Here is a 25,271-nt window from a genome sequence, read left to right on the forward strand (position 1 = left end):
TGGTCTGCTCCAGCGTGACGGCCAGTTGTTCGATGGCCAGTGTGGTGCTAGCCACCAGTCGATTGCCGCTTTCCACTTCTATATCAGCCAACCGGGATGCCTCAGCTGCCTGCGCGGCATACCCTGAGACTTCATTCACCGTTGCCGCCATTTGCGTGATGGCGGTGGCCACCTGCTCGGCTTCACGGGTTTGCAGGCTGATCTGGTCATTGTTGGCCGATGAAGTGGCAGACAATTGAGTCGACGAGTGATTGACCTCTTGGGCCGCCCTGCGCACTTGCTGGATAGTCTCTGCCAGGTGGCTAAGTGCGTCTTTCAATACGCCCATCACGCTATTGGGGTACTTCGTGGCTATCGTCTGGTTCAGATCACCCGCTGCCAACCGCGCGATGGCCAATGCAACTTCCGTAGGCTCTGCGCCCAGCGTGGAGTTGACGAAGCGAATAATTACCGCCGACAACATAATGCTCAACAACAGGGCAATGCCGGTCGCGATGATCATCAGCGTACTGAACTGGCTGGCGGTTGCTTGCACCGCGCCAAGCTTCGCCTTGATTGACGCCTCTTCATAGTCGATCAGCGCATTCACGCGCTTGAGCCACTCGCTGTATTCCAAAGACGTTTGACGCATCAGCAGCGCTTGGGCGCCCGGAATATCGCCCGCTTGGCGCAGGGAGATTATGGCCTGGGTAGATGCCAGGGTTTGTTGTTCGATGGCCTTGATGGCGCTCAGTAATCGAACCTCTTCGGCGGTGACGCGGGTGCCCTTGAACAGCTGGTCCATAGGGGCCGCCGAGTCGGAGTAGGCCTTTTCCAGGGCTCGAATCTCATCCAAGTGTTTTTCCAGGTCCGCGTTGTTCGCCACCAGCACTGCATCCCGGATCGCAATGGCTCGGTTATGCACGCTGCCGCGGAAATTGATTGCGTAGCGCTGTACCTTCGCAGCGTTTTCGCTGACGTCGCCCAAGGTGGAATCAATAAACGCCACGCGCTGAATGCCGATGGCAGTGATCACTACAAGAAGCGCCAGGATGGCCGCGAAGCTAAGCCCTATACGTGTGGCCAACGAAAGCGTTTTCTTCATGGCTAGCTCGGAAATTCGCCCTGCACTGGGCTGAGTTGATGCGGATGACGCGAATGGCGCTATTAGCCGCTCACGTTGAGTTCATTGACGATACGTCGGTGCAATAAGGGCCATCCAGTTAGCAATACTCACTGCATTGATAGCTATGTGCTATCGGGCAGGGTCGCCGAGCAGGCTCCATCAAAAAACTAAATTCACAGCGGCGTGGGTGCCCGTTGTCAGCGATGGATTTTGAGCCTATCGTGCCATTAAACTTATACAGGATGCATATCATTGTACAAGAATTAGCGGTGACCACTGACGCTTTATTTTGATGGTGAGTGCCCACTTTGCGCTCGAGAATCAGTTGCGCGGCGATGTGGCGTCAGCCTCGCTGTAGTGGCACTTTCTGATGCGTCACGGTAACCGCCCACACAGACAAAAAGGGCGCGCTGGTTATCCAGCGCGCCCTTTTTGGTATTCCGGTTTTTTTGGTATTACAGGCTTTCGAGAATATCTGCCATGTCGTCGGCGTGCTCTTCTTCCTGGGCCAGGATTTCCTCGAAGAGACGGCGCGTGGTCGGATCTTTGTCACCGATGTACTGGATGATTTCACGGTAGCTGTCCACCGCGATCCTTTCGGCCACCAGGTCTTCGTAGACCATTTCCTTCAAGCTGTTACCTGCCACGTATTGAGCGTGGGAGTTTTTCGACAGCAGATCCGGGTTGAACTCCGGTTCGCCGCCCAACTGCACGATGCGCTCGGCGAGTTTGTCGGCGTGCTCGGCTTCCTGGGTGGCGTGCTCGAGGAACTCTTCTGCGGCTACATGGGCTTTGACGCCGCTGGCCATGAAGTAATGGCGCTTGTAGCGCAGTACGCAGACCAGTTCGGTCGCGAGCGAGCCGTTGAGCAAGCGGATGATTTCTTCGCGGTCGGCGTCGTAGCCTTCGGTCACGGCACCGTTTTCGACGTTCTGGCGGGCGCGTTGGCGCAGGGTTGCTACGTCAGTCAAGTTTGCTTCAGTCATCTCAATCTCCTGGTGCTAATCCGGTTTTACGCCACGCTCTACCGGCGTGATCGCTCCAAGTTGTGAGTGTTGGCTGAAGCAAAAAGTTTTATCGGATTTCACAAGGCGTGCCCGGACAGCCTGACTTCCTCCTGCATCCACTGGAAAAACGCCCGTACCGGCGGGTGACGCTCACGGCCCGGTACACACAGCGCGCTGTAACCGGCACCGCCTACGCTGATCTGTGGTTGGAAAGGCACCAGCAAGCCCGTGGCAATGCTCTCCGACACCAGAATATTGCTGGCCAGGACCAAGCCCTGACCGGCGATGGCCGCTTGCAGCGCGTAGTGTTCTTCGTCGTATTCACGCAGTGCCGGCGCGTCCTCCAACCAGCGTTCCCCGGCCTTTTCACACCAGGCTTGCCACCCCAGGGCATAGAGCCTGGAGTTGTGCCAGCGCACGCTGATCAGCGTCGGCACCTGCGTGTGGGCCAGCGCCACTTGTTCGGGGGAGCCGTACACCGCAAATCGCTCATCGAACAGGCACAGGCCGTAGAGGTTGGGGTAGTCATCGAGGCTGTAGCGGATTACCAGATCGACGCTGGCGTCTTGCTGCAGGTCAACGACGTCGCACTGGGTATCCAGGCGCAGGTTGATCCCCGGATGAGCGGCATAAAAACGTCCCAGCCGCGGCACCAGCCATAACGCGGCAAAGGCCGGCGTGGTGGACAGGGTAAGGTGCCCAGCGCTGCGTTGTGGGCGTAAGGTGTCAACGCTTTGCGCCACATCCAGCAAGGCGCCGTGCAGGCTGTGGAACAGCCGTTCGCCACACGCCGTCAGGCGTACCTGGCGCGGTAGGCGCTCGAACAGCGGCACCCCTAGCCAGGTTTCCAGGCTGCGTATCTGGTGGGACACCGCTGTGGGCGTGACCGACAACTCCTGGGCCGCCGCCTTGAAGCTCAGCAGACGCGACGCCGATTCAAAGGTGCGCAGGGCAGTGAGGGGCAACGAGGCAAACATTCTGGCTCCATGGATGAATTCAATTCATCCAGATCAACTATTGCTCATTTGTTGGAAGCTGCGTGCAGCACTAGATTTGCAGGCAAGAGCAGCGACCATACAGGTTGCCTGAGTCTAACGCGCGAAGGTCCTACAGATGAAAAAAATGCTAGTTGTCCATGCCAGTCCCCGGGGCGAACGCTCTCACTCCCGGCGCCTGGCCGAATCGTTCCTGGACGTGTGGCAGGCCGCCAACCCTGGTGCGCAGATCACCCGTCGCGAAGTCGGCCGGGCCTTCATTCCCCACGTCAACGAAGCGTTTGTGGCGGCGAATTTCTACCCCGAACCGCACTCTCTGCCCCGGGTCATGAAAGCTGACCTGCAGCTGAGCGATGAACTGGTCGGCGAGTTGATCGACCATGAAATCCTGGTGATTTCCATGCCCCTGTATAACTTCGGCGTACCCAGCGGTCTCAAGGCTTGGATTGACCAGATCGTGCGCATGGGCCTGACCTTTGACATCACTCAAGACAGCCAAGGTATCGCGCAGTACCAGCCTTTGCTCAAAGGCAAGCGTGCATTGATCATTACTAGCCGAGGCGGTAATGGGTTTGGTCCGGGTGGCGAATATGAATGGATGAACCATGCCGATCCGCACCTGCGCACCGTGCTGGGTTATATCGGTATTGACGATGTGCGGGTGATCGCCGCCGAGGGTGAAGAGTCGGACAAGAGCGTTTTCCTGCGTGCCTGCGAGGAGGCCGAACGCCAGTTGCACGATCTGGCCGGGCATTTTTAAAGAGCCCGCGTGTCACGGATTGGTCATGGTGCGGTCATGTCGATTTATGCAGTGTTGGTCTAGGATGGATTTATCGTACTGAGACCAGGATGTCTGCTCCATGCCCCACTCCCTTGCCACGCGTTATCCCCTGGTGCTGGTGCCTGGCATGCTCGGGTTCGTGCGCCTGGGGCTGTTCCCGTACTGGTACGGTATCGTCCCGGCACTGCGTGCGGGTGGCGCCCAGGTGTATCCCGTGCAGGTGGCACCGCTCGATTCCAGTGAAGTGCGCGGCGAGCAATTGCTGGTGCAGATCGAGCGCATCCGCCGCGAGACCGGGGCCGACAAGGTCAACCTGATCGGCCACAGCCAGGGCTCGCTCACCGCGCGATATGCGGCGGCCAAGCGACCGGAGTGGGTGGCGTCGGTGACGTCGGTGGCTGGGCCTAATCATGGCTCGGAGCTGGCCGACCATATCCACACCCATTATCCCGTCGACGGCGCCAAGGGCCGGATCATGAGCGCGCTGTTTCACCTGGTCGCCTGGGTGATGGGCGTGCTGGAAACCGGCTATCGCGGTCCGCGCTTCAAGGCGGATCTGCAGGCGTCCCATAGGTCCCTGACCAGTGCGGGGGTGGCGCTGTTCAATCAGCAATATCCACAAGGATTGCCCGAGACCTGGGGCGGGCAGGGCGCCGAAGAGGTCAATGGGGTGCGCTATTACTCGTGGTCCGGCACCTTGCAGCCGGGCATCACTGACCGTGGCCGTAACCTGTTCGACGGTACGCACCGCAGTTGCCGTTTGTTCGCCCGCAGCTTTGTGCGGGAAAAGGGCCAGTGCGATGGCATGGTCGGGCGCTACAGCTCACACCTGGGGGTGGTGATCGGTGATGACTACCCCTTGGACCATTTCGATATCGTCAACCAATCGCTGGGCCTGGTGGGTAAGGGGGCCGAGCCTATTCGGTTGTTTGTCGAGCATGCACAAAGGCTTAAGGCTGCTGGGGTGTAACTGTGGGAGCAGGCTGTGTTCAGGCAGTACTGACGGGGGTAGTCCAACGCTCCGACAAAATCACCCCGCCCAACGTCAGCAAGCCGCCCACCAGGTGGTACAGCGCCAACTCTTCCTTCAACACCACCGCTGCAATCAGCGCGGTAATCAACGGCAGCAGGTTGAAAAACAGCGTGGTGCGGCTCGGGCCCAAGGTCTTCACCGAATGCATCCACGCCAGCGGCGCCAGCATCGAGGCCAGCAGGCACGCATACAGCACCAGCGGAATATTCGCCCAGCCAAGGCCGGCTTTTGCCGAGAACAGGAACAGCGGAAACAGCACCACCACGGCCACCAGCACCTGCAAATACAGCAACACCAGTGGTGGCAGGCGCAGTTGCCATTTTTTCAGCAGGGTGCTGTAGACCGCGTAGGCCAGGGTGGCGACCAGCATCATGCCGTCACCCAGGTTGACCCCGTGTTGCAGCAGTGCGCCCAGGCTGCCCGCCGACACCACCACGACTACGCCGGCAAACGACAGCACGGCACCGGTCAATGCGCCGTAGGTCAGGCGCTGGCCAAGGCTGATGATGGCCGCCGTGAGTGCCATCAACGGCATCAGCGACAGAATGATGCCCATATTGGTGGCGGTGGTTAGCGAGGCGGCGTAGTACGCCAGGCTCTGGTACACCGCCATGCCGAGCGCGCCTAGGATGAAGATCTTGCCCAGGTTCGGGCGGATCAACGGCCAGTTGTCAATCACCGGCTTGAGCATGAACGGCGTAAACAGCAGCGCGGCCAGTAACCAGCGGTAAAACCCGATTTCAGCGGGGAAGATCGAACCCACCGCCAGCTTGTTGACCACGGTGTTGCCGGCCCAGATAAAAATGGCCAGCAGGGGATAAGCGTATTGCATCGAAAGAAACCAGGCGTGTTGATGAGGCAGGATTATCCCTTGTCTGGATTGAAGCTTATACTGCGATCCAGACAAATGACCTCTGTATCCAGACAATATGGCCAAGCACAACGTACGCCTTCAGGATTTCCCCCAACTGCCCAGTCCGGTGTACTTCCGCTATTCGGATTTCGCCCCGGACACCGAATGCACCCCACACCAGCATTTCTGGGGCTCGCTGGATTACTCCGCCAGCGGCGTGATGCGCATGGAAGTGGCCGGCAGCCGCTTCATGTCACCGCCGCAATACGCGGTGTGGGTGCCGCCGCACACCGAACACAGTTCCTACAACGCCGAGGCGATTGTCTACCACTCGGTGGGCCTTGCCCCGGAACTCTGCGAGGAACTGCCGCAACAGCCTTGCACCCTGGCCATCAGCGATATCCTCAAGGCCATCCTTCGCGACTTCGCACAGCGCGACGTAAATATGCCGCAGAGCGCATCCGATATCCGCCTGGCCCAAGCGCTGGTGGACCAGCTCAAACAGGCGCCGATCCACGAGTGTTTCCTGCCCTACGCCCGCCACCCAGGGTTGCTCGGCGTATTGGAAGGCATGCAGGCCGACCCCGCAGACAACCGCCCCCTGTCGCATTGGGCCGAGCAGGTACACGTGAGCGAACGCACCCTGGCGCGTCAGTTTGTGCGCGAACTCGGCATGAGCTTTGGTGAATGGCGCCAGCGCCTGCGCTACCTGGCGGCCATCGAAGCCCTCGACAGCGAGCGCAGCGTGCAACATGTGGCATTCGACTTGGGCTACAGCACCGCCTCGGCCTTTATCGCCATGTTCCAACGCCAGGCGGGTTGTACCCCGGAGCAGTATCGGCGGACGCATATACGCAGTCGGTGAAGATGTAACAGGTTTTGACTACACTGCTGGAAGGCCGTGCCCTCCGGCACGGTAACAGGGAGAAAACTCCATGAAGATGCTGCGAATTCCGCTGTTGATGATGGGCCTGCTGCTGTGTTCCCAGGGCTTTGCCGCCACCGCCCAGCAAAACAAAATGACCACCTGCAACGCTGAAGCCTCCACCAAGACGCTCAAGGGCGACGAGCGCAAGGCCTTCATGAAAACCTGCCTGTCGGCCCCGGCGGCCAACGACGCCAAGACCCTGACCCCGCAGCAGCAGAAGATGAAGGATTGCAATGCATCGGCGAAAACCAAGGCGCTGACGGGCGATGCGCGCAAAACCTACATGAGTACTTGCCTGAAAGGCAGCTGAGTGCGCGAATCCCCCTGTGGGAGCGGGCTTGCTCGCGAAAGCAGTTTTTCGTTCAACACATCAGTGACTGAACCACCGCATTCGCGAGCAAGCCCGATCCCACACTGACCGTGTTCACAACACTAAGACCTCTCGCTTGATTTCCCCAAGGCTGGCAGACTGCCCATCCTTTAACGCCGTTCGTTTTTGAGGCTGTATGCCAACGTTTTCTCAGCGTCATGTGTTGTTGCTGGCCAGCTACATCATCATTTTCGGCGGTTTGCTGCTGGTACTGCCGCTCAAATTGCTGCCCAGTCTGCTGGCGGGTCTGTTGGTGTTTGAACTGGTCAACATGCTCACCCCCCAACTGCAACGGCTGATCGAAGGCCGGCGCGCGCGTTGGCTGGCGGTGGCTCTGCTTGGCACCCTGATCGTCAGCGTGCTGACCCTGATCTTTGCTGGCGCCATCAGCTTCCTGCTCCACGAAGCGGAAAATCCCGGAGCTTCCCTCGACAAATTCATGGGCGTGGTCGACCGCGCGCGCGGCCAACTGCCGCCGTTTCTCGATGCTTACCTGCCCGCCAGCGCCGCCGAATTCCGCGTGGCCATCGGCGATTGGCTGAGCAAACACCTGAGCGAACTGCAGCTTGTTGGTAAGGATGCCGCGCATATGTTCGTCACCCTGCTGATCGGCATGGTGCTCGGCGCGATCATCGCCTTGCAGCGCGTGCCCGACCTGACCAAACGCAAACCCCTGGCCGCCGCCCTGTTTGATCGCCTGCACTTGCTGGTCCAGGCCTTTCGCAACATTGTTTTCGCCCAGATCAAAATCGCCGCACTCAACACCGCCTTCACCGCCGTGTTCCTCGCCGTGGTGCTGCCGCTGTGCGGGATTCACCTGCCACTGACCAAAACCCTGATCGTGCTCACCTTCCTGCTCGGCTTGCTGCCGGTGATCGGCAACCTGATGTCCAACACCCTGATCACCATCGTCGCGCTGTCGCTGTCGATCTGGGTAGCAGTGGCGGCGTTGGGGTATCTGATTGTTATCCACAAGGTCGAGTACTTCCTCAACGCGCGGATCGTGGGTGGGCAAATCAGTGCCAAATCGTGGGAACTGTTGCTGGCGATGCTGGTGTTTGAAGCCGCGTTTGGTTTGCCGGGGGTGGTGGCGGGGCCGATTTATTATGCGTATTTGAAGAGTGAGCTGAAGCTGGGCGGGATGGTCTAGGAATGCTGTCCAAAGGCTTGGTGTTCGTTGCACTGGCGCTGCTTGCCGGGTGTGCGCCCTCGCATTCCGCATGGGTATCCAGTCGAGATGGCTCGAATGGCACCCCGATGGACTCACATATCCGTACGATCTGCTCCCAATCACCTGGGAAATGCTCGGATTCGTTCTGGTCGCCCGTCAATCAGAACCGAGTGTTTGACCGCGTTGTGGAAGAGGGTCAGGGCAAGCGCTACTACATCACGTGGATACGTGACTGCCGTTATTCCGTTTGGGTGGATGAAAACAGGGTGGTCAAGTCCTGGCGGTATGAGACGGAAAATACCGGAAGTTGCTACATTTTCTAGGTCTGGTGCGCGATGGACGCAGATCAAAATGTGGGAGCGGGCAACCCCCCCCACATTAGTCATGCTGTGTTGGCGACAAAGGGGCAGATCAGCAGCCGTATCGCTTGCTCGCCTCAATCGCCAACCCACTGCCGATGCTGCCAAAGATATTTCCTTCCACATGCCGCGCATTCGGCAACATCGCCGAAATGCTATGGCGCAGTGCCGGAATCCCGCTGGAACCGCCGGTAAAGAACACCGTGTCCACCTGCGCCACACTGACCGATGCATCGTTGAGCAACTGCGTGACACTGCCGCGCACGCGCTCCAGCAAGCCATCGATGGCCGACTCGAACAGTGCTCGGCTCAGCGCTACGCTCAGCCCCGGCTCAACCCGGTCCAGCGCTACATGGCGGCTGTCTTCATGGGTCAGCTGGATCTTGGTTTCTTCCACTTCCATCGCCAACCAGTGCCCGGCGCGCTGTTCGATCAGCTTGAACAGGCGATCGATACCACCGGTGTCCTCGATGTCATAGCGCATGCTGCCCAACGCCAGCTGGGATTTCTGTGAGTACACCGAGTTGATGGTGTGCCAGGTGGCCAGGTTCATGTGATGGCTGGTGGGCATGTAGGCGCCACTTTTCATGCGGCTGCCGTAACCGAACAGCGGCATCATGCCTTGCAGGCTCAGTTGCTTGTCGAAGTCGGTACCGCCGATGTGCACGCCGCCGGTGGCGAGGATGTCATCGTGGCGGTTGTCGTTGTGACGACGGTCTGGCGACAGGCGCACCAGCGAGAAGTCTGAAGTACCCCCGCCGATGTCGACGATCAGTACCAGCTCTTCCTTTTCGATGGTGGACTCGTAGTCGAAGGCGGCCGCAATCGGTTCGTACTGGAACGAGATGTCCTTGAAGCCGATCTTGCGCGCAACGTCGACCAAGGTGTTTTCCGCTTCCTGGTCGGCCATCGGGTCGTCATCGACGAAAAACACCGGGCGGCCCAGCACCACTTCTTCGAACTCACGGCCGGCGTTGGCTTCGGCGCGGCTCTTGAGTTGGCCGATAAACAGCGCCAGCAGGTCTGTGAACGGCATCGCCGTGCCGAGCACGCTGGTGTCGTGCTTGATCAGCTTGGAACCCAGCAGGCTCTTGAGCGAGCGCATCAGCCGGCCTTCGTAGTTTTCCAGGTACTCATGCAGGGCCAGGCGGCCGTACACCGGGCGACGCTCCTCGAAGTTGAAGAACACCACCGACGGCAACGTGATCTTGTCGTCCTCCAGCGCGATAAGCGTTTCCATGCCGGGGCGGATCCAGCCGACGGTGGAGTTGGACGTGCCAAAGTCGATGCCGCAGGCACGGGCTGGGGATGGGTTTTTCATGTCTATCGGGTTCCGGTTGAAAAACGGCCGCGCAGTGTATGCCAGTCGAAGGCGGATGCGTAGGCCGACCATCCGTTAAATCGTGCTTGAATCCTGGGGATTTGCCCCCACATCTGCTGCATACGGCAAGTGCCGATAACACTTTGACGCACCCCCAGGCCACAAGACTCAACAAGTGCAAACCAGCGCACGTTGTGCCCCGGGCTGTGCGATCTCGATTGAAGGATGGTGAACCGCCGATGGATTTCAAAGACTATTACAAGATTTTGGGTGTCGAGCCGAGTGCTGATGACAAGGAAATCAAGGCCGCCTATCGCAAGCTTGCACGCAAATATCACCCGGATGTGAGCAAGGAAAAAGACGCTGAAGCCAAGTTCAAGGACGCGTCCGAAGCCTATGAAGCGCTTAAAAGCGCCGATAAGCGCGCGGAATACGACGAGCTGCGCAAATACGGCCAACATGGCCAGCCATTCCAGGGCCCGCCGGGCTGGCAGAGCCGTGGTGGCTATGGCGGTGGCGGCGGCGGTGAGGATTTTTCGGACTTCTTCAGCTCCATCTTCGGCTCGCGCGGCGATGCCTTTGGTGGCGGCCAGCGTCGTCCTGCCGGGCGCAAGGGCCAGGATGTGGAGATGCACCTCACGGTGTCGCTTGAAGAGACGCTGTCGACCGAGTCCAAGCCGATCAGCTTCCAGGTGCCGCACTACGATGCCTCGGGCCGGCATGTGAGCAATACCACCAAGAGCCTGAACGTGAAGATCCCCGCCGGCGTGGCCGACGGTGAGCGCATCCGCCTCAAGGCGCAGGGCGCACCGGGGATCGGCGGCGGGGCCAATGGCGACCTGTACCTGATCATCAAGTTCGCGCCGCACCCCAAATTCGAGGTGGACGGTGAAAACCTGATCATCAACCTGCCGCTGGCACCGTGGGAACTGGCCCTGGGCGCGGAAGTCGCCGTGCCGACACTGACCGGCAAGATCAACCTCAAGGTGCCCGCCGGCAGCCAGAACGGCCAGCGCATGCGCGCCAAGGGCCATGGCCTGTTGAACAAGGCGGGGCAGCGCGGGTACCTGTTCGTGCAGCTCAAGGCGGTAATGCCCAAGAGCAGCGACGATGAGGTGAAGGCGCTGTGGCAGGAACTGGCGCAGAAAGCCGCGTTCAACCCACGCGAGCACTTCTGACACCTGTAGGCGCGAACGTGCTCTGCATCGCAGGCTCGCGCCTACATAGTTAGCCCTCGTCCCCAGGCACCGATCATTAGGCTGATGGCTTTCCCATCAGTCACGGATGATCCGCCATGCCCAACCCGCAACCCCCCGCGTCCGCCAGTATCCACGGCCCCTTTCTCGAACAAAGCATTCCCGACTGGCTGATCAACGCCACCCCCGAACGCCGCGCCACCCTCAAGGAGGCCCGCACCACCGCGCCGGATTGGTACACCCGCGCCACCCCCGTCCAGCGCCTGGCCCTGAACAACCGCGTGCTTGCCAGCTTCAATGCGCAAACCGCGCTGGACAAGGCCGTGGCCTCGCTGCAAAGCGTCGACCAGTTCGCTGAACCCCTATTGCGCAAGGCGTTGCAGGATCAGTTCAACCTGCAGTTGGACGTCAACACCACCTACCTGCACCTGCAAAAGCCGGTGGAGCTGGGCGTGTTCGCCGTCGAGGTCGACCGCTTCGATGTGCTGAAACTGCCGCTGCTGCAGGCTGCGCTGCACAACTTCGAAGAAGCGGAAGCCAAGCCCGGCGCTTTTCATCGGCAATCCGGTTTCCTGCGCGAAACCCAGACCCCAGGCACTTTCGACCCCATCACGACAGCGTTGACCGTGCCCCAATTCATTCACCTGTGCCGCACCCTGGATATCGGCGCGCTCTACCAGGCCTACCTTGAGCGCTTCCTCAAGCCGCAGGACGACCAGGCCCTGCGCCAGGCTTTCATTGCTGCGCAGAAAGCCGCCCTCTCCGTGGCGGCGGACCAGGCGTTGTTGCAGCAGGATATCCGGCCCGCTGACTACCGGATGATCCAGGACGTGATCAACGGTGAACGCCACCCGCGCCTGGGCGGCAAACCGGTGTGGTTCCGCGATCTGGGCATGATGAAAAAACGCCTGACCGGCTGCGTGGTATTTGTGATGAGTGAGCAGTATCGCTACTCGGACGAGCTGATTCTCTATATCCCCAACGACCCCCTTCACCCCCTCAAGCGCTACACCTTCGAAGGCATGCGCGCTGCGTTCAAACAGCATTTCACCGCCCGTGACAACGCTGCCGAAGCCAACGGCAACCCCACTGGCTATCAGCGATTTTTCAGCCAGTTCGTCGACTATGCCGATCGCCCGTACTTTTTCAGCCAGTTCACTGAAAACGCGCCTGCCGCCTCCCTGGGCGAGGCGCTGCAACCCTATGCGCCGCTGGCCAATCAGGGGCTCAAGGGCATCAATCCCTTTATCCTGCTCGTCGCCCCGCGTGAATTGCCGCCAGCGCCACCCAGGCCCAAGGTCGCCAACCTGGATCCTTACATTGACGCCACGGCGCTGTCGCGCAAGGGCCATGGCATCTGGGCAGAGAACATCGACCTGTGGACTTACCTGTTCGAACAGTACCGCGACAAACTGATCAATGACGCACGCAGCCACGCCGTGCCCACTGCCGATGTGGATGCGCGGGTGCGCTCGGAAAAATTCAGTGCGTTGCTCAACATCGGCCTGCTGGTGCTCAACGCCGTGTCGATGTTCGTCCCGGTGCTGGGGGAGGTGATGATGGTCGTGATGGCCGGCCAACTGTTGCACGAGACCTTCACCGGTGTGATCGAATGGAGTGAAGGCGACCGCCGGGCGGCTAAGGCCCATTTGATCGATGTGGCGGAAAACCTCGCGGTGCTGGCATTGATGGTCGCCGGCGGCAAGGCCCTGGCCAAATTGACGGCGGCCAAGGCCGAGCCGGTGATAGAAAACCTGCACCCGGTCAGCCTGCCTGACGGCCAGGTCCGCCTGGGCAAAGCCGACCTACGTGGCTACGAAAGCCCGGTGCTGCTTGAAGGCTCACCGAATGCCCAGGGCCAGTATTTCAAGGGCGGCAAGACCTACATTCGCCAGGGAGACAAGGCCTATGAGCAGCGCTACGACGCCACTGTGCAACGCTGGCGCATCGCGCACCCCAGCGATGCCAGTGCCTATCAACCGCTGCTCAGCCACAACGGCCAGGGCGCATGGCGCCATAGCCTGGAGCGGCCACTGGCCTGGGACCGCCTGACCCTGCTGCGCCGCATGGGCCACAGCACCCAAGGGTTTACCGATGCGCAATTGCTCAAGGCCGCCGACATCAGCGGCGTCACCGATAACCAACTGCGCCGCATGCACATGGACAACCGGTCACCTGCGCCTGAGTTGACCGACGCAATGCGCCTGATCGAGGCTGACCAAGGCGTGGACCAGGTCATCGAGCAGATCCGGACCGGGCAATCGACCAACGGACGCTACCTGTTCACCTTGCCTCTTATCACCGAACTGCCGCGCTGGCCGCTGGGACGCGTGCTCGAAGTGTTCGACAGCCGTGCATTGACCGGGCGCTCGATCAAGTACGGCTCCGAGCGGTGGTTTGCCGGGATCGAGGCCAAGGCACCGATCCGCATCAGCCGCGCCGACGTGCTCAGCGGCGAGCTGCCGACGCGGATTCTCGCCGCCCTGAATGAAACGGAAATTACCGCGCTGTTGGGCGGTGAACCGGCGCGCGTGGTGGCCGAGCGACCCACGGAGTTTCGCAAGCAGATCGCCGACTTCGCACGCACCCGCCAGGCGGCAATCTTTGAAAGCCTGTACAACGGCCACGCCGCATCGCACCCGGATATCGCCAAGCTGCAACGGCTCTGCCCAGGCCTCAGCGAGCCGGCTGCGCGTAACGTGATCGAACTCGCCGACGCTGAGCAACTGGCACGCCTGCACAGCACCGGGCGCATGCCCTTGCCGCTGCTGGAACAAGGCCGTTGGTACGCCCGCCAAGGCCGCCTGGGCCACGCCTACGCCGGATTGCACCTGGAAAACATGGCCGCCGGCGACAGCACGCGCCTGGCCCTGCACGCTCTGCAACGCCTGCCGGGCTGGTCCGATCAACTGCGCCTGGAAGTGCGCGAAGGCAGCATCAGCGGGGCCCTGCTCGATGGCATCGGGAGCGAGACCGCGCCTCAGCGCAAATACCTGGTCAAGCACGGCCCGGTCTACCAGGCCTTCAACGCGCGTGGTGAAAGCCTCAACAGCCTGCCGCGCCATGGCGACAACTTCTATGCCTCGATCATGCACGCCTTGCCCGACGAGGCGCGCCAGGCTCTGGGCATGCCCCAGGTCAGCCAGAGCGCCGACCTGCGCCGCGCGATCATCGACTATGCCTTGGGCCATCGTGGCGAGATGGCCGCACGTCTCGACCGCCACGCCGCCACCCGTCAACGCATCAAGGCGCCGACACGTATCAGCGCCAGCCAGGTGGGCTACCTCGCCAGCGGCCGCGGCAGCGGCGTCGACCCGTCACTGGTCTCGCGGGTGCAGGACCTTTACCCCCAACTCACCGAGCAACAGGCCAACGGGTTCATCCTCGAGCAGCGCCTGGCCGGGCAGAGCGATGCGCAGATCTACGGCCTGCTGCAAGCGCGCACGCGTGAATGGCAAAGCTTGGAGGCCAGCCTCGACCAGTGGGTCGGTCCCCAGCCCCAAGGGCTGCAGTCGTCGTCCTTCGGGTCTAGGGCAGTGGCCGACAGCATCAAAGACTCCTGGCGCAATGCCCCATTGGCCGGCGAAGACCCACGCTACGCGCAGTTGCGCATCATCCATTTCTCCTCGCTGCCGCCGCTGCCTCGGTTGAGCGCCGACTTTTCCCATGTGCGCGACCTGCAACTGGTTACCTCCAGCGCCGATGACTTGCTGGCCCTGTTCCCCAACCTGGAAAAACTGCACATGGCCGGCAGCTCTGACCAGCTAGACAGTGTTTTCGAACACGTGCGCAACCTGCGCCAACTGCGCAGCCTGAGCATTTCGGTGCCGCTGACGCCGCCCATCCTGTCCAGGCTCGGCACCCTGACCCACATCGAGGAGCTGAGCCTGGTGTCGGCGCGCTTCGACGGACCGGCGCTGCCCAGCCCGCCGCTGGATGTGAGCGCATTCAATCACCTGCGTCGCCTGGAAATCATCGACCCCTGGATGAAGCGGTGGCCGACCGGCGTGCTCGACCTGCCGGCCTTGGAACGCCTGAACCTGCGCCAAACCGCCATCGACGCTTTGCCCGGCGGAATCTACGACGGTCATGAACGGCTGTTTGCCGGGTTGTCCCTGGACTGGTCGCGGTTCCCGCGTGAGGTGTTCAAGCCGGCGTATGAGTTTGTCAGTAGCCGCGCTGAACATTTGATGGACCTGGAGGAAATGGTCAGTGACTACTGCCGTGGCGAACTCAAGCGCCTGACCGAGATGGGCCCCCAGTCCCCCGACATCCTGTTCACGCGATTTGCCGAACAATGGCCGGGCGCCGAAACGCGGTTTGCGGCGATCGAGGCGCTGAGTGCGCAATGCCGTGAAATCAATGGCCTGCTGGAGGCCTGGGTGGGCGATTCGATGACGCTGGAGGGTGGCGGCTATGCACGCTCCACCCTGGCCTCCACGCTGAGAACCTGTTGGCGTAATGGCGTCTACCGCCAGTACGGTTCATCCACCGGCGAGCCGAGCCTGGACCGGTTGTACGGGCACATGAGCGACTCCTCGGTGCTGGACCTGCCTTACATGCAATTGGATACGCTGCCGCATCTGCCTGCGGCGGGCTTTAGCCATGTGCGCACCTTGCGCATGCGCAACCTGCGGGTGCCGGCGGATCAGGTCCAGGTGTTTATCCGGGCGTTTCCATCGGTGCAGATGCTCGACCTCAGCGGCAGCGCCCTGACGCAACTGCCGTTTGAAACCCGCGATTTACCAGCCCTTGAACACCTCAACTTGCGTAACAACCCACTGCACAGCTTGGATGTGCGCGGCCTGGAGCGTTTGCAATCACTGAGTCTGCGGGGAACCACACTGACAGCCTGGCCGACCGGCGTCGAACACCTGTCGCAGCTCACCTGGCTGGATTTGCGCAGCAGCCAGCTCACCCGCGTACCAGCCTCGGCCCTGGCCCAGGACCGCGTGCTGCTCAACGCCAACCTTACCGATACGCCGCTGACACCCGAGGCGCACACCGCGCTGAAGACGGCCATGCACCGGGTAGAGCAAGCGCGTGGCTTGCCCGAAGGTACCTTGCAACGGTTTGCCGAGAATCAGGTGCCCGATCATTTCCCTCCTGCGGAGAGCGGGGGAGCCATTGCCCGACACTTGTTGCCGTTGCTGCCTGCCGAAATCCAAGGCGCATCCCTGGAGCAGCGGCTGCATCGTCTGTGCCCGGCGCTCGACGAGGATGGCGCCGCGCAGTGGCTGGCCAAGTTGCGCGAGGATGGGGTTGGCGATGCCCAACTGCATCAGCGTGTCGATGCCTGGAACCGTGACTTCGAAGACCTGACGCGGCGCTTGAATGGCTGGATGTACCTGCGCGAAACCCGGGGCATCGATTGGACTCGCGGGGGCAACTGGATCCTGTCGGCACAAAGTCGTGGCATGGCGGCGCGGCGCATCATGGCCTGCTGGCGCGACGGCATCCTGGCCTGGAGTCGCGAGGCCGATAGCGTGTTGACCCTCAACGGGTTGCAACTCGGCGACTTGCCACCACTGCCGGTATCACTTGCCCACGTTGGCACCCTGGACCTCAGCGGTGTGCGCGTCACCGAGCTGGGTTCCAACGGCTTCTTGAGCGCGTTCCCCCAACTGCACGTGTTGGAACTCAGCGGCAACGGCTTGCAACTGCTGCCCGAGCCGGTGGGTGCGATGAGCCAGTTGGAACGCCTGGAACTGGGTAGCAACAGCCTCGCCGACCCCGAGCCTTTGTATCGCACATTGGCAAACCTGACCCAGTTGCAATGGCTGGACCTGAGCTACAACAACTTGGAAACCTTCAGTGTCGACAACCTGCACACGCTGCACACCCTGGACCTGCGCAACAACCGCCTGGTGCAGTGGCCAGACGGCGTGTTGACCGCCCCGAACCTGCGCAGCCTGAACCTCAGTGACAATGAAATCTCGTTGATCCCCGATCATGCGCTCAATGGTCAGCACGATACGTTGCTCGATGGGGTCGACCTGTCCGACAACGTGAGTTTGTCCCTCGACAGCCTTGAGCGCCTGCGCGACTACTTGGTGGCTGGTCGGCGCGATCGCGCGCTGGGGCTTACGCGTAGCGATATCGAGCAACTGCTGCACGATCTGGACAGCGATACCGAAGACGCCAATGGCAACAGTGGCGTAGAGGAAGACGAAGATATCGTCGAGGCCCAGGGTGAGTCGCCACAACGCGCCGCATGGCTGGAAAATATCGACCCCGACGCCGTACAGGGCCACATCGAGCTGTGGGAGCAGTTGCACGCCGAGCCAGATAACCAGGCCTTCTTCCACCTGCTTGCGCGGTTGCAGGACACCCTGGAGTTTCGCGTGGCCCGCGCCGACCTGACGCGACGGGTGTGGGACGTGGTAAGCGCCGCCGCCGGCAACAGCCAGTTGCGGGAGATCCTGTTCGCCATGGCCAACACCCACGGCACCTGTATCGACGGGCGCATCCTCACGTTCAGCGGCATTGAGGTCAAGGTGTATGAATACAATGCGTTGCTCGGCCTGGACCCCGAACGTCTGGACTTGAAGGGCCAGGCGCTGTTGAACCTGTCGCGCCAGCTGTTTCGCCTGGGCAAGGTCGAGGCGTTGGCGACTACCGAGGGCTCTGTGGATATGGCAGAGAGGCGCCTGGAGTACCGCATAGGCCTGACTGACGGCTGGCCGGATGGCCTGGTGTTGCCCGCTCAACCCCGCCACATGTCGTATGGGCGGCCAATTGCTGGCGAGCTGCTCAATGAAGCCCGGGCCGAAATACTGCGCCTGGAGGGCACCGATGCGTTCTACGAGGACCTGATCAGCCGCGACTACTGGGTGCAGTACCTGACGGAGCGATACCCCGATGAGTTCAACACCCTGAGCCAGATCACCACGCGCCGGCGCAGCAGCCTTGAGGCCGCTCACGAGCAGATCGACGAAGCCTACGGCGAGGCTGCCAACGCGCTTGAAATCGAGCTGTCCACCCAGCGCAATCAGAAACTGATCGAGCTGTCCCGCCGCGAGACCGGCGCCTGATAGCTATCTACCGCTGAACCTGCCTGCGGGCGTGGTGTGCTGTGACTCTTACATTAACTGGAGAGACACCATGCCCGCAGGCACCCCCCCGGCCGCCCAGACCGAGCCGCTCACGGCTGAATATGCGCTGATCAAACAGAACACGCCGCAGTGGTTGATCAAGGCCGCCGCACCCACTCGCGAGGCGTTCAAGAGCGCCTCCACCCAGCCCCTGGAGTGGCTCGTAAGCCTTCCGGACGACCAGCGCCAGCAGCTCAAGCGCTACAACGAGGCCAGCGCCGACTCGCAAAATGCCTTGGACCAGGCCATGGCGCCGTTGCAGACGGTCGAGGCGTTCGCCAAACCCATACTGGCCGAACGGCTCAAGAAAACGTTCAACATCGAACTGGATCTGGACACCACCTGGCTGCACCTGCGCAAACCGATTGCCCTGGGCGCGCTGGAAATCAAGATCGGTGAATATTCCGTGCTCAAGCTCACCCTGCTGCAGGCCGCCTTGCACAACTTTGAAGAGCGCGAGTGCGTGGAGGGTGCCTTTGACAGGTCATCGGGCTTACGCGTCGGCGATGCGGACAACAGCGCAGCAGTCACCTCCTCGATGTCTGTAGAACGCTTGCTGCGGTTCTGTCGCGCCGTCGACATTGGCGACCTGTACCAGCGCCATCTCAAGGCATTCTTCGACAGCAACGAAGCGACGCTGCGGCCATTGGTGATCCGCGCCGAAAAAGATGCGCTGCAGGCGGCGGCCTACCTGGCCCTGCTGCAGCAGGACATTGGCCCTGGCGATTATGCTGTGATCGAAGCAGTGCTCGCCGGCCACCGCGATGTGCAGCAAGGCGGTAAGCCGGTGTGGTTCAGCGACCTGAGCATCATGGGCCTGCGCCTGAGCGGCTGCACCGTGTTCGTGCCGGTGGACAAGTACCAGTATTCCTCTGAAGTACTGGTCTACCTGCCCCATGATCCCGTGCACCCGCTGAAAAAATACCCCAACTCCCATGCCCTGGAAGGCGAGTTGACGCGCCAGTTGATGGCCGCCGACAGCAAGGGGCCTGGCCGCTACCCGCGCTATTTCGCGCAGTTCCTGGCCTATGCCGACCAGCCGGTATTTTACAGTCGCTTGACCCAGGAGGGCAGCACCACCAAGGCTCAGATCCTGTCGACTGTCGGTTCGGCCATCAACCAATACGTGCTGCCCTTTGTGTCGGCCACCGTGTCGATCCTGCTCGCGCCCAAAGAGCTGCCGCCCAAGTCGCCGGCACCCCGGGAGCCGATCAAGGACCCGAATTTCTACATCCGGGTGATTTCAAAGCGCGGCCTGTGGGAAGAAAACGTCGCACTGTGGGAGCACAACGCCGACCGGCTGCGTGACAAGCTGATCGCCGATGCCCGCCAGCACGCGGTACCCACCGCCGATGTGGATGCGCGTGCGCGGGCCCGCAAGATCGCCGCGCTTGAGCAGGCGGGTCTGTTCGGGCTGAACCTGGTGTCGATGTTCGTGCCGGTGTTGGGCGAGGTGATGCTAGGGGTGATGGCCGGGCAACTGCTATATGAGACCTTTGACGGCGCAATCGAATGGAGCGAAGGCGATCGCGAAGCCGCGGTCGGGCATATCACTGACGTCGCGGAAAATCTTGCGCAGATGGCGCTGATGGCCGGCGGTGGCGCAGTGCTCGGGCGTGTACTGCGCCCGCCGCCGGTGATCGAAAACCTCAAGCCGGTGACCTTGCCGTCCGGTGAGCAGAAACTGTGGAAAAACGACCTGACACCCTACAAGGCCAACGTCGAGCTGCCCCCCGACGCGCGACCCGATGAACTGGGCCTGTATCACCATGAAGGTCAGGCGCTGCTGCCGCTGGAAGGCGAGCATTATGCGGTGCAGCACGACCCGCATAATGGCGAGTACCGTATCCAGCACCCCACGCGGCCGGACGCCTATGCGCCCGGGCTTGAGCACAACCAAGAGGGCGCCTGGCACCACGAAGGTGAAGCACCGTTGACCTGGGATGACGCGACCGTACGGCGTCGCCTTGGCTATTCGAGCGATGCCGTGCAGTTGGCGCAAGTCAGCAGCGGGATTGATACCGACGTGTTGCGCGCCGCCCACGTGGACCATGAGTCCGTCCCGTTATTGCTTGCCGATAGCCTGCAGCGTATTGCCATCCACCGCGAAATGACGGGCTTTATCGAGCAACTCGCCAGTGCCGAGCCTGCGGTGTACGCCAAGGCCGATGTGGCTTTGCAGATGCACCTGATGCAGCGCCGTGGCCTGCTTTCCGGTGCGCCGAAGCTGCGCGTGATGGACCGCGCCGGCAAGGTGCTATGGGACGACCCGACGGCCAGCACCCTCAAACGCCATGTGGTGGTGCTCAGCCCGACGCATCTGGCGCGTGGCGAGGCCCTCGATCAGTTGCTATTCAGCCTGGAAGGTTACCCTGACGTCTTAAAGGAAATGCCCGGTTCGTCCGCCGACGCCCTGGCATCCCGCGCCGGCAAACTACGCAGCTATCTCGCGCAAAGCGCCGAAACTATCAAGGCCGCGCTGGTCGAGGAACGCTATACGGCTCGCACCCGTAGCGCCGACCCCGATGTGCAGCGCCTGCTTGCCGAGCATCGCAGCCTGCCGTCGGCCATCGCCTCGCGGGTACTGGAGCGCTTGAGCCCTGAAGAACGCCAGTTGTTTCGCGACAGCGAACGCTTGCCCGAGCCATTGGCCGAACAGGTACGCTGGTACGAACAAGAAACCCGCGCCGCGCGCGCCTATGAGGGGGTGCTGCTGGGTACCCCCAGCGATCTTGACAGCCAGCGCCTGGCCCTGCGCACCCTTGAAACCCTGCCCGGCTGGCGCCGGGGTACGCGCGTGGAACTGCGCTACCACTCGGCCCAAGGCAAGGTGCTGGATGCCATCGGCTCCCCGGACCATGGCGCAGCGCGCAGCCTGGTGCTTGATGAACACGGGGATTTCTACACGGCGGCCTGGCAATTGTTGTCGGCCAGCGAACGGCAAAACCTGGGAATCGCCGACAGCGCCCAGCTCAAGGCTGCGATCCAGCGAAAGCCATTGCCACGGGCGGCATTACGCACGGTGCTGCTGGATAATCCGATCCGCAAACCGGCCTATGATCCGTCGTTGCGCCTGTTGGGTGGCGGGCGCGGTCTGCAGCAACTGGTGACCTCGACCACCAACGTGTTTCGCACCCCCGAGGTGCGGGTACGGCGCCTGTATCCGACCTTCGGCGACGCCGATGTAGGGGCCTTCATCCAGAACCTGGGGCCTGATGTACGTGGCAGCCTGTCGCGCCTGGAAAGCGAATATGCCAGCCTTGAGCACGACCTCAAAAGCTGGGTGCGTACCCACGCCCCGCAAATGACGGCCACGGCCTTTGATCGACGGGGAGGGTATGTGGGCAACCTGGCGAACCAGATCAAGCGCTGCTGGCGCCGGGAAACCGGACGCAGCCTGCACATCAGCGGCAGTGAAGGCCTGCCGCTGCCGGCCTTGAGCGCCGATTTCAGCCATGTCGACGAACTCGAACTGACCCGTATCGCCTGGGCACCCTCAGGGCAGCGGTTCCTGGCCAATTTCCCCCGGCTCAAGCATCTGCGTATGGCCGAGGCCAGCCTCAACGAACTGCCTGAGTCGATCACGGCCATGGGTGACCTGACCCACTTATGGTTGCGATCCAATAACGTGTGCCTGACCGTTGAAAGTGCGCAGAGACTGGCTGGCATGCGTGCGTTGGAAACCCTCGACCTATCCGGCAACCCGCTGGGCATCACGCCGGATGTCAGCGGCATGCCGCATTTGAAAAACCTCGACCTGAGCCATACCAGCATCACCCAGTGGCCCCGGGGCCTGCGCGATCAGGCGGCCTTGCAACGCCTGGACCTGAGCCACAATTGGTTGAGGAACATACCACCCGAGCACTTGAACCCGCCCGCTGAGGACCTCGAGCGCATTGCCCGCATCAACGGCGTGACCGTGATGCTCGGCAATCCGTTTTCCCTCGAGACGGCTGCCGAACTCGACCAGTATTGGCGCCGCCTCAAGCGACGTGAACCGGCACTGCCTGACAGCGGCATCGACGATGCATTTGCCATCGAGACGCCGCAGATCGCCCAGGTGCGGCGCATGTACCCCCACTACAGCATTGCCCAGGCCCGGGACTATATCTGGGCCTTGGGGGAAGACGCCGCGCAGCAGTTGCAACAACGCGAAGTCGAGTTCATCGGCTTGAACCAGCAACTCAACGGTTGGGCGTTTTCCGGCACCAATGAAAATGCCCGCGCGCCCAATACCTATGTGCGGGCCTATCAACGCCGGCTCAACGCCGATGTACAGATCGATCGTTTCGAAGCCAAGAGTCGTATCCTCAACTGCTGGCGGCGGGCAACCGCGCAGAAACTGGCGAGTGACGGCACCCCCATCGGCCTGGAGCTCGACCTCAGCGGCTTGAACCTGCCGGCCCTGCCGGAGCTGGAAGCCGATTTCGGTCATGTGGGGTCGCTGAAGCTGAACAACATGAACCTGACCGTTTCTCCTGAGCAGTTCCTGTCGCGCTTTCGCGGCGTGCGCTGGTTGGACCTGTCCAACAACCGCCTTCGCGAACTGCCGCCGGCCTTGGGCGAGATGCATGGGTTGACGCGGTTGTTCCTGCAGAAAAACCTGATCCGCCTGACCCCTGAGAGCGCGCAGATCCTGGCGCAGCGCACCACGCTGCGTGCGTTATGGATGGACAACAATCCACTGGGCCTGACCCCGGATTTCAGCTTGATAACCGATATGCGCTCCCTGAGTCTGGACGCTACCGGCATTGACACCTGGCCCACCGGCCTGGGGGCGCAACCGGCGCTGGATAAGATCAACCTGCGCAGTAATAGGCTCACCAACATTCCCGACTCGGTGATCGCGCCACCGGACGATCAGTTGGCGCAATCGGCACGCCTCAACAACATCACCAATGTCACCGATAACGCCTTCACTGCCGAGACGTTGGCGCGCGTGAACACCTATAGCGAGCGCCTGCACGAGGCCGGGATCACGCAAGGTAGTGACATCAACTTATTGGTGATGACTGCCAGGACCTCGGGCGCAAGTTTCCGTATGGCGCCGACCGTGGATGCACGGATCCAGCGTTGGACCCGTGGGCTGTCCGCCGAGCAAATCGCGGCGCGCCAGCAGCAGTGGCTGGCGTTGCGCGAGCAAGAAGGTTCGGATGGATTTTTCCAGATGCTCGACGACCTGATCAGGCCCGAGGGTGACGGCGATGAGCTGCAACAGCGGGTGTGGGAGGTGATCGATACCATCACCGAGAACACGGCTGAATCCCATGCACTGCGCCAGGAGATGTTCGACTGGGCCGGGCGCGCTGCGTGTTGTGATCGTGCGGCCTTGTCGTTCAGCAACCTGGAAATCAGGGCCATGGTGTATCGGGCACGCGCCTTGGCGACCGATGAAACCCAGGGGGCGGCGCTGATCAAGTTGTCCAGGGGCCTGTTGCGCCTGGACGAAGTGGAAAAAACCGCCCTGGCCGATATCGAGGCACGCAAGGCGCGCATCAACAACGCAAAGGGCTTGTCCGCCAGCCAGAAGCAACGCCAGATCGACCTGCTCGAAGAGGTGGAAATTCGACTGGCCTATCGCATGGGGCTCAAGGGGCCGGAGGCGCCCGGCGCCAAGCAACTGGACCTGCCTGGCCAGCCGCACATCGCACGGTTTACCAACATGGTCGGGGTCAGCCAGGCGACGCTAGATGCCACCTACGACCGGATCATCCAGCTCAACGAGTCGCCGCAGGAATTCCAGGCCTTGATGTCGCGGGAGTTCTGGCAGGACTACGTGACCCACAAATACCGTACGCAATTCGGTGCCCAGAGCCTGCCATACCAGGAACGTTTAGCGCAGCTGCGTGACAGGGTCGATGCGGGCACGCTGTCCGAGGGCAACTACGAGGCCCGGGCCAAGGACATGCAGGCGCAACTGGCGATCGAGGAAGCGAGCTTGATGGAGCGCCTGAGTCGCCAGGAAATCGCCGAATACCTGATGCCCCATGGCGAGATTCAAACCTTGGCCGAACCCTCGCTGGTGTTGCGGCTTTCCGAGGCCGAGAAGATCGAGTACGAGGGCAAGCCTTACTTCATCGCCAGTCTGCCTGATGCCGGTGATGGGCTGCACTATGTGTTGCGCGTCCAGGACCCGAAGAATCCGTTTGTATTGGTCAGCGCCGGTATCGTCGCCAAGCCGGACATAGCCGGTGCCTGGAAGCGCAGGGGCTTGTCGGGGGGAATGAAAGCGGACGTTCCCGACGACGAGTTCGAATTGGCTTCGGAATCAATGCAGGTCAAACCCTACACCCGTGCCGAGTTGGATTTCATGCGGCATGAAACCCACTTCATCAACCTGGACAACCGCCTGGGCACGTATAACCGTGCCAATAACGGCAAGTACCCTTTAAGGGATTACCAGGGCCGGCCGATTCGCATTCGAGGCTTGGAGAGTCGGGTTACAACCGCTGAGGGCCATCGCTATAGCTCGGCGCAAATCAAACCCTACATCCAATTCGAAGGCTATGAGCGCGTCGCGGCGCTGTATGACGAAAAGCTGCAATTGCGCACCTTTACCGCCGAGGATGTGAAGGTGCCCGGTGAACGGGGGTTGATCGGCCAGTCCATGGTGGTGGCGAATCGGCGAATTGCAAAAGGTGAAATCCTCGGGGTTTACGGGGGGACGATTCTCCCTCGTGGGCTCGTTGCGGACGCAAGCAGCACCTTTGGCATGGTCGTTGGCCACACCAAGGCACCGGAAGTCGAGCCGATCACGCTGGTGGGTGACAACATTATTTCCAGGATGAACACCCACTTTGAATACGACGCCGACGGCAAACCCATACGCCAGGCAGAAGGGGGATATAACGTCGAAGTGGTGCCTTTCCGGGCCGAAGCGGTGTATGCAACCAGCCGCTCCGGTGCCCGCGAGGCGTTTTCGTTGAATGCCGCGTTTGCGACCGAAGACATTCCGGCGGGCGTCGAACTGCGCTGGGATTATCAGTACACCGACGGCATGATAAAAAACCAATTCTCCTGAGCAGATGATGGGCAACGGTGAGTGTCACTCGCACATG

General features: G+C 61.5%; 12 protein-coding genes and 1 pseudogene. 8 read left to right on the forward strand and 5 right to left on the reverse strand.

Annotation, left to right across the window (positions count from 1 at the left end):
- Positions 1 to 574 precede the first annotated feature (574 nt).
- From AB4O35_RS08830 to AB4O35_RS08840, 3 genes and pseudogenes are all read right to left on the reverse strand, one after another.
- Positions 575 to 1,084: pseudogene (locus tag AB4O35_RS08830) on the reverse strand (MCP four helix bundle domain-containing protein); the annotation flags it as partial.
- Between the two features lie 476 nt (positions 1,085 to 1,560).
- On the reverse strand, positions 1,561 to 2,091 hold the full coding sequence (locus AB4O35_RS08835; RefSeq protein ID WP_065874325.1) for a ferritin-like domain-containing protein: 531 nt from the start codon (positions 2,089 to 2,091) through the stop codon (positions 1,561 to 1,563).
- Between the two features lie 98 nt (positions 2,092 to 2,189).
- Positions 2,190 to 3,089, reverse strand: coding sequence for a LysR substrate-binding domain-containing protein (locus AB4O35_RS08840; protein ID WP_065874324.1), 900 nt, complete (start codon positions 3,087 to 3,089; stop codon positions 2,190 to 2,192).
- A 136-nt stretch (positions 3,090 to 3,225) separates the two neighbouring features.
- Between AB4O35_RS08840 and AB4O35_RS08845 the strand changes: the two genes are divergently transcribed.
- Both AB4O35_RS08845 and AB4O35_RS08850 read left to right on the forward strand, forming a co-directional pair.
- Complete coding sequence (locus tag AB4O35_RS08845) at positions 3,226 to 3,867, forward strand: FMN-dependent NADH-azoreductase (RefSeq protein ID WP_065874323.1); 642 nt, start codon at positions 3,226 to 3,228, stop codon at positions 3,865 to 3,867.
- A gap of 100 nt (positions 3,868 to 3,967) precedes the next feature.
- A complete protein-coding gene (locus tag AB4O35_RS08850; RefSeq protein ID WP_065874322.1) occupies positions 3,968 to 4,858 on the forward strand; it encodes an esterase/lipase family protein in 891 nt (296 codons plus the stop codon).
- Positions 4,859 to 4,877: 19 nt separating this feature from the next.
- Here the strand turns inward: AB4O35_RS08850 and AB4O35_RS08855 are convergent, their stop codons facing one another.
- Entirely contained in the window at positions 4,878 to 5,753 is an 876-nt protein-coding gene (locus AB4O35_RS08855) for a DMT family transporter (RefSeq protein WP_065889080.1), read from the reverse strand.
- 97 nt (positions 5,754 to 5,850) lie between these two features.
- On the opposite strand from AB4O35_RS08855, the gene AB4O35_RS08860 reads away from it, so the two are divergent.
- From AB4O35_RS08860 to AB4O35_RS08870, 3 genes are all read left to right on the forward strand, one after another.
- Positions 5,851 to 6,639: an AraC family transcriptional regulator gene (locus tag AB4O35_RS08860; protein WP_065889078.1), complete on the forward strand. Its 789-nt coding sequence runs from the start codon at positions 5,851 to 5,853 to the stop codon at positions 6,637 to 6,639.
- A gap of 70 nt (positions 6,640 to 6,709) precedes the next feature.
- Positions 6,710 to 7,012, forward strand: coding sequence for a PsiF family protein (locus AB4O35_RS08865; protein WP_065874319.1), 303 nt, complete (start codon positions 6,710 to 6,712; stop codon positions 7,010 to 7,012).
- Between the two features lie 196 nt (positions 7,013 to 7,208).
- Entirely contained in the window at positions 7,209 to 8,222 is a 1,014-nt protein-coding gene (locus tag AB4O35_RS08870) for an AI-2E family transporter (RefSeq protein WP_065874318.1), read from the forward strand.
- 432 nt (positions 8,223 to 8,654) lie between these two features.
- Here the strand turns inward: AB4O35_RS08870 and AB4O35_RS08875 are convergent, their stop codons facing one another.
- Positions 8,655 to 9,923 (reverse strand): Hsp70 family protein, encoded by a 1,269-nt coding sequence (locus AB4O35_RS08875; protein WP_186754648.1) that lies wholly within the window; start codon positions 9,921 to 9,923, stop codon positions 8,655 to 8,657.
- Between the two features lie 239 nt (positions 9,924 to 10,162).
- On the opposite strand from AB4O35_RS08875, the gene AB4O35_RS08880 reads away from it, so the two are divergent.
- The 3 genes from AB4O35_RS08880 (at position 10,163) to AB4O35_RS08890 (ending at position 25,234) form a co-directional block, all read left to right on the forward strand.
- Positions 10,163 to 11,101, forward strand: coding sequence for a DnaJ C-terminal domain-containing protein (locus AB4O35_RS08880; protein ID WP_065874317.1), 939 nt, complete (start codon positions 10,163 to 10,165; stop codon positions 11,099 to 11,101).
- Between the two features lie 116 nt (positions 11,102 to 11,217).
- Positions 11,218 to 18,153 (forward strand): dermonecrotic toxin domain-containing protein, encoded by a 6,936-nt coding sequence (locus AB4O35_RS08885; protein ID WP_065945537.1) that lies wholly within the window; start codon positions 11,218 to 11,220, stop codon positions 18,151 to 18,153.
- Positions 18,154 to 18,223: 70 nt separating this feature from the next.
- Entirely contained in the window at positions 18,224 to 25,234 is a 7,011-nt protein-coding gene (locus AB4O35_RS08890) for an NEL-type E3 ubiquitin ligase domain-containing protein (RefSeq protein ID WP_065945536.1), read from the forward strand.
- The last annotated feature ends 37 nt before the right edge of the window (positions 25,235 to 25,271 follow it).

It is taken from the genome of Pseudomonas sp. H1_A03 (assembly GCF_054685145.1).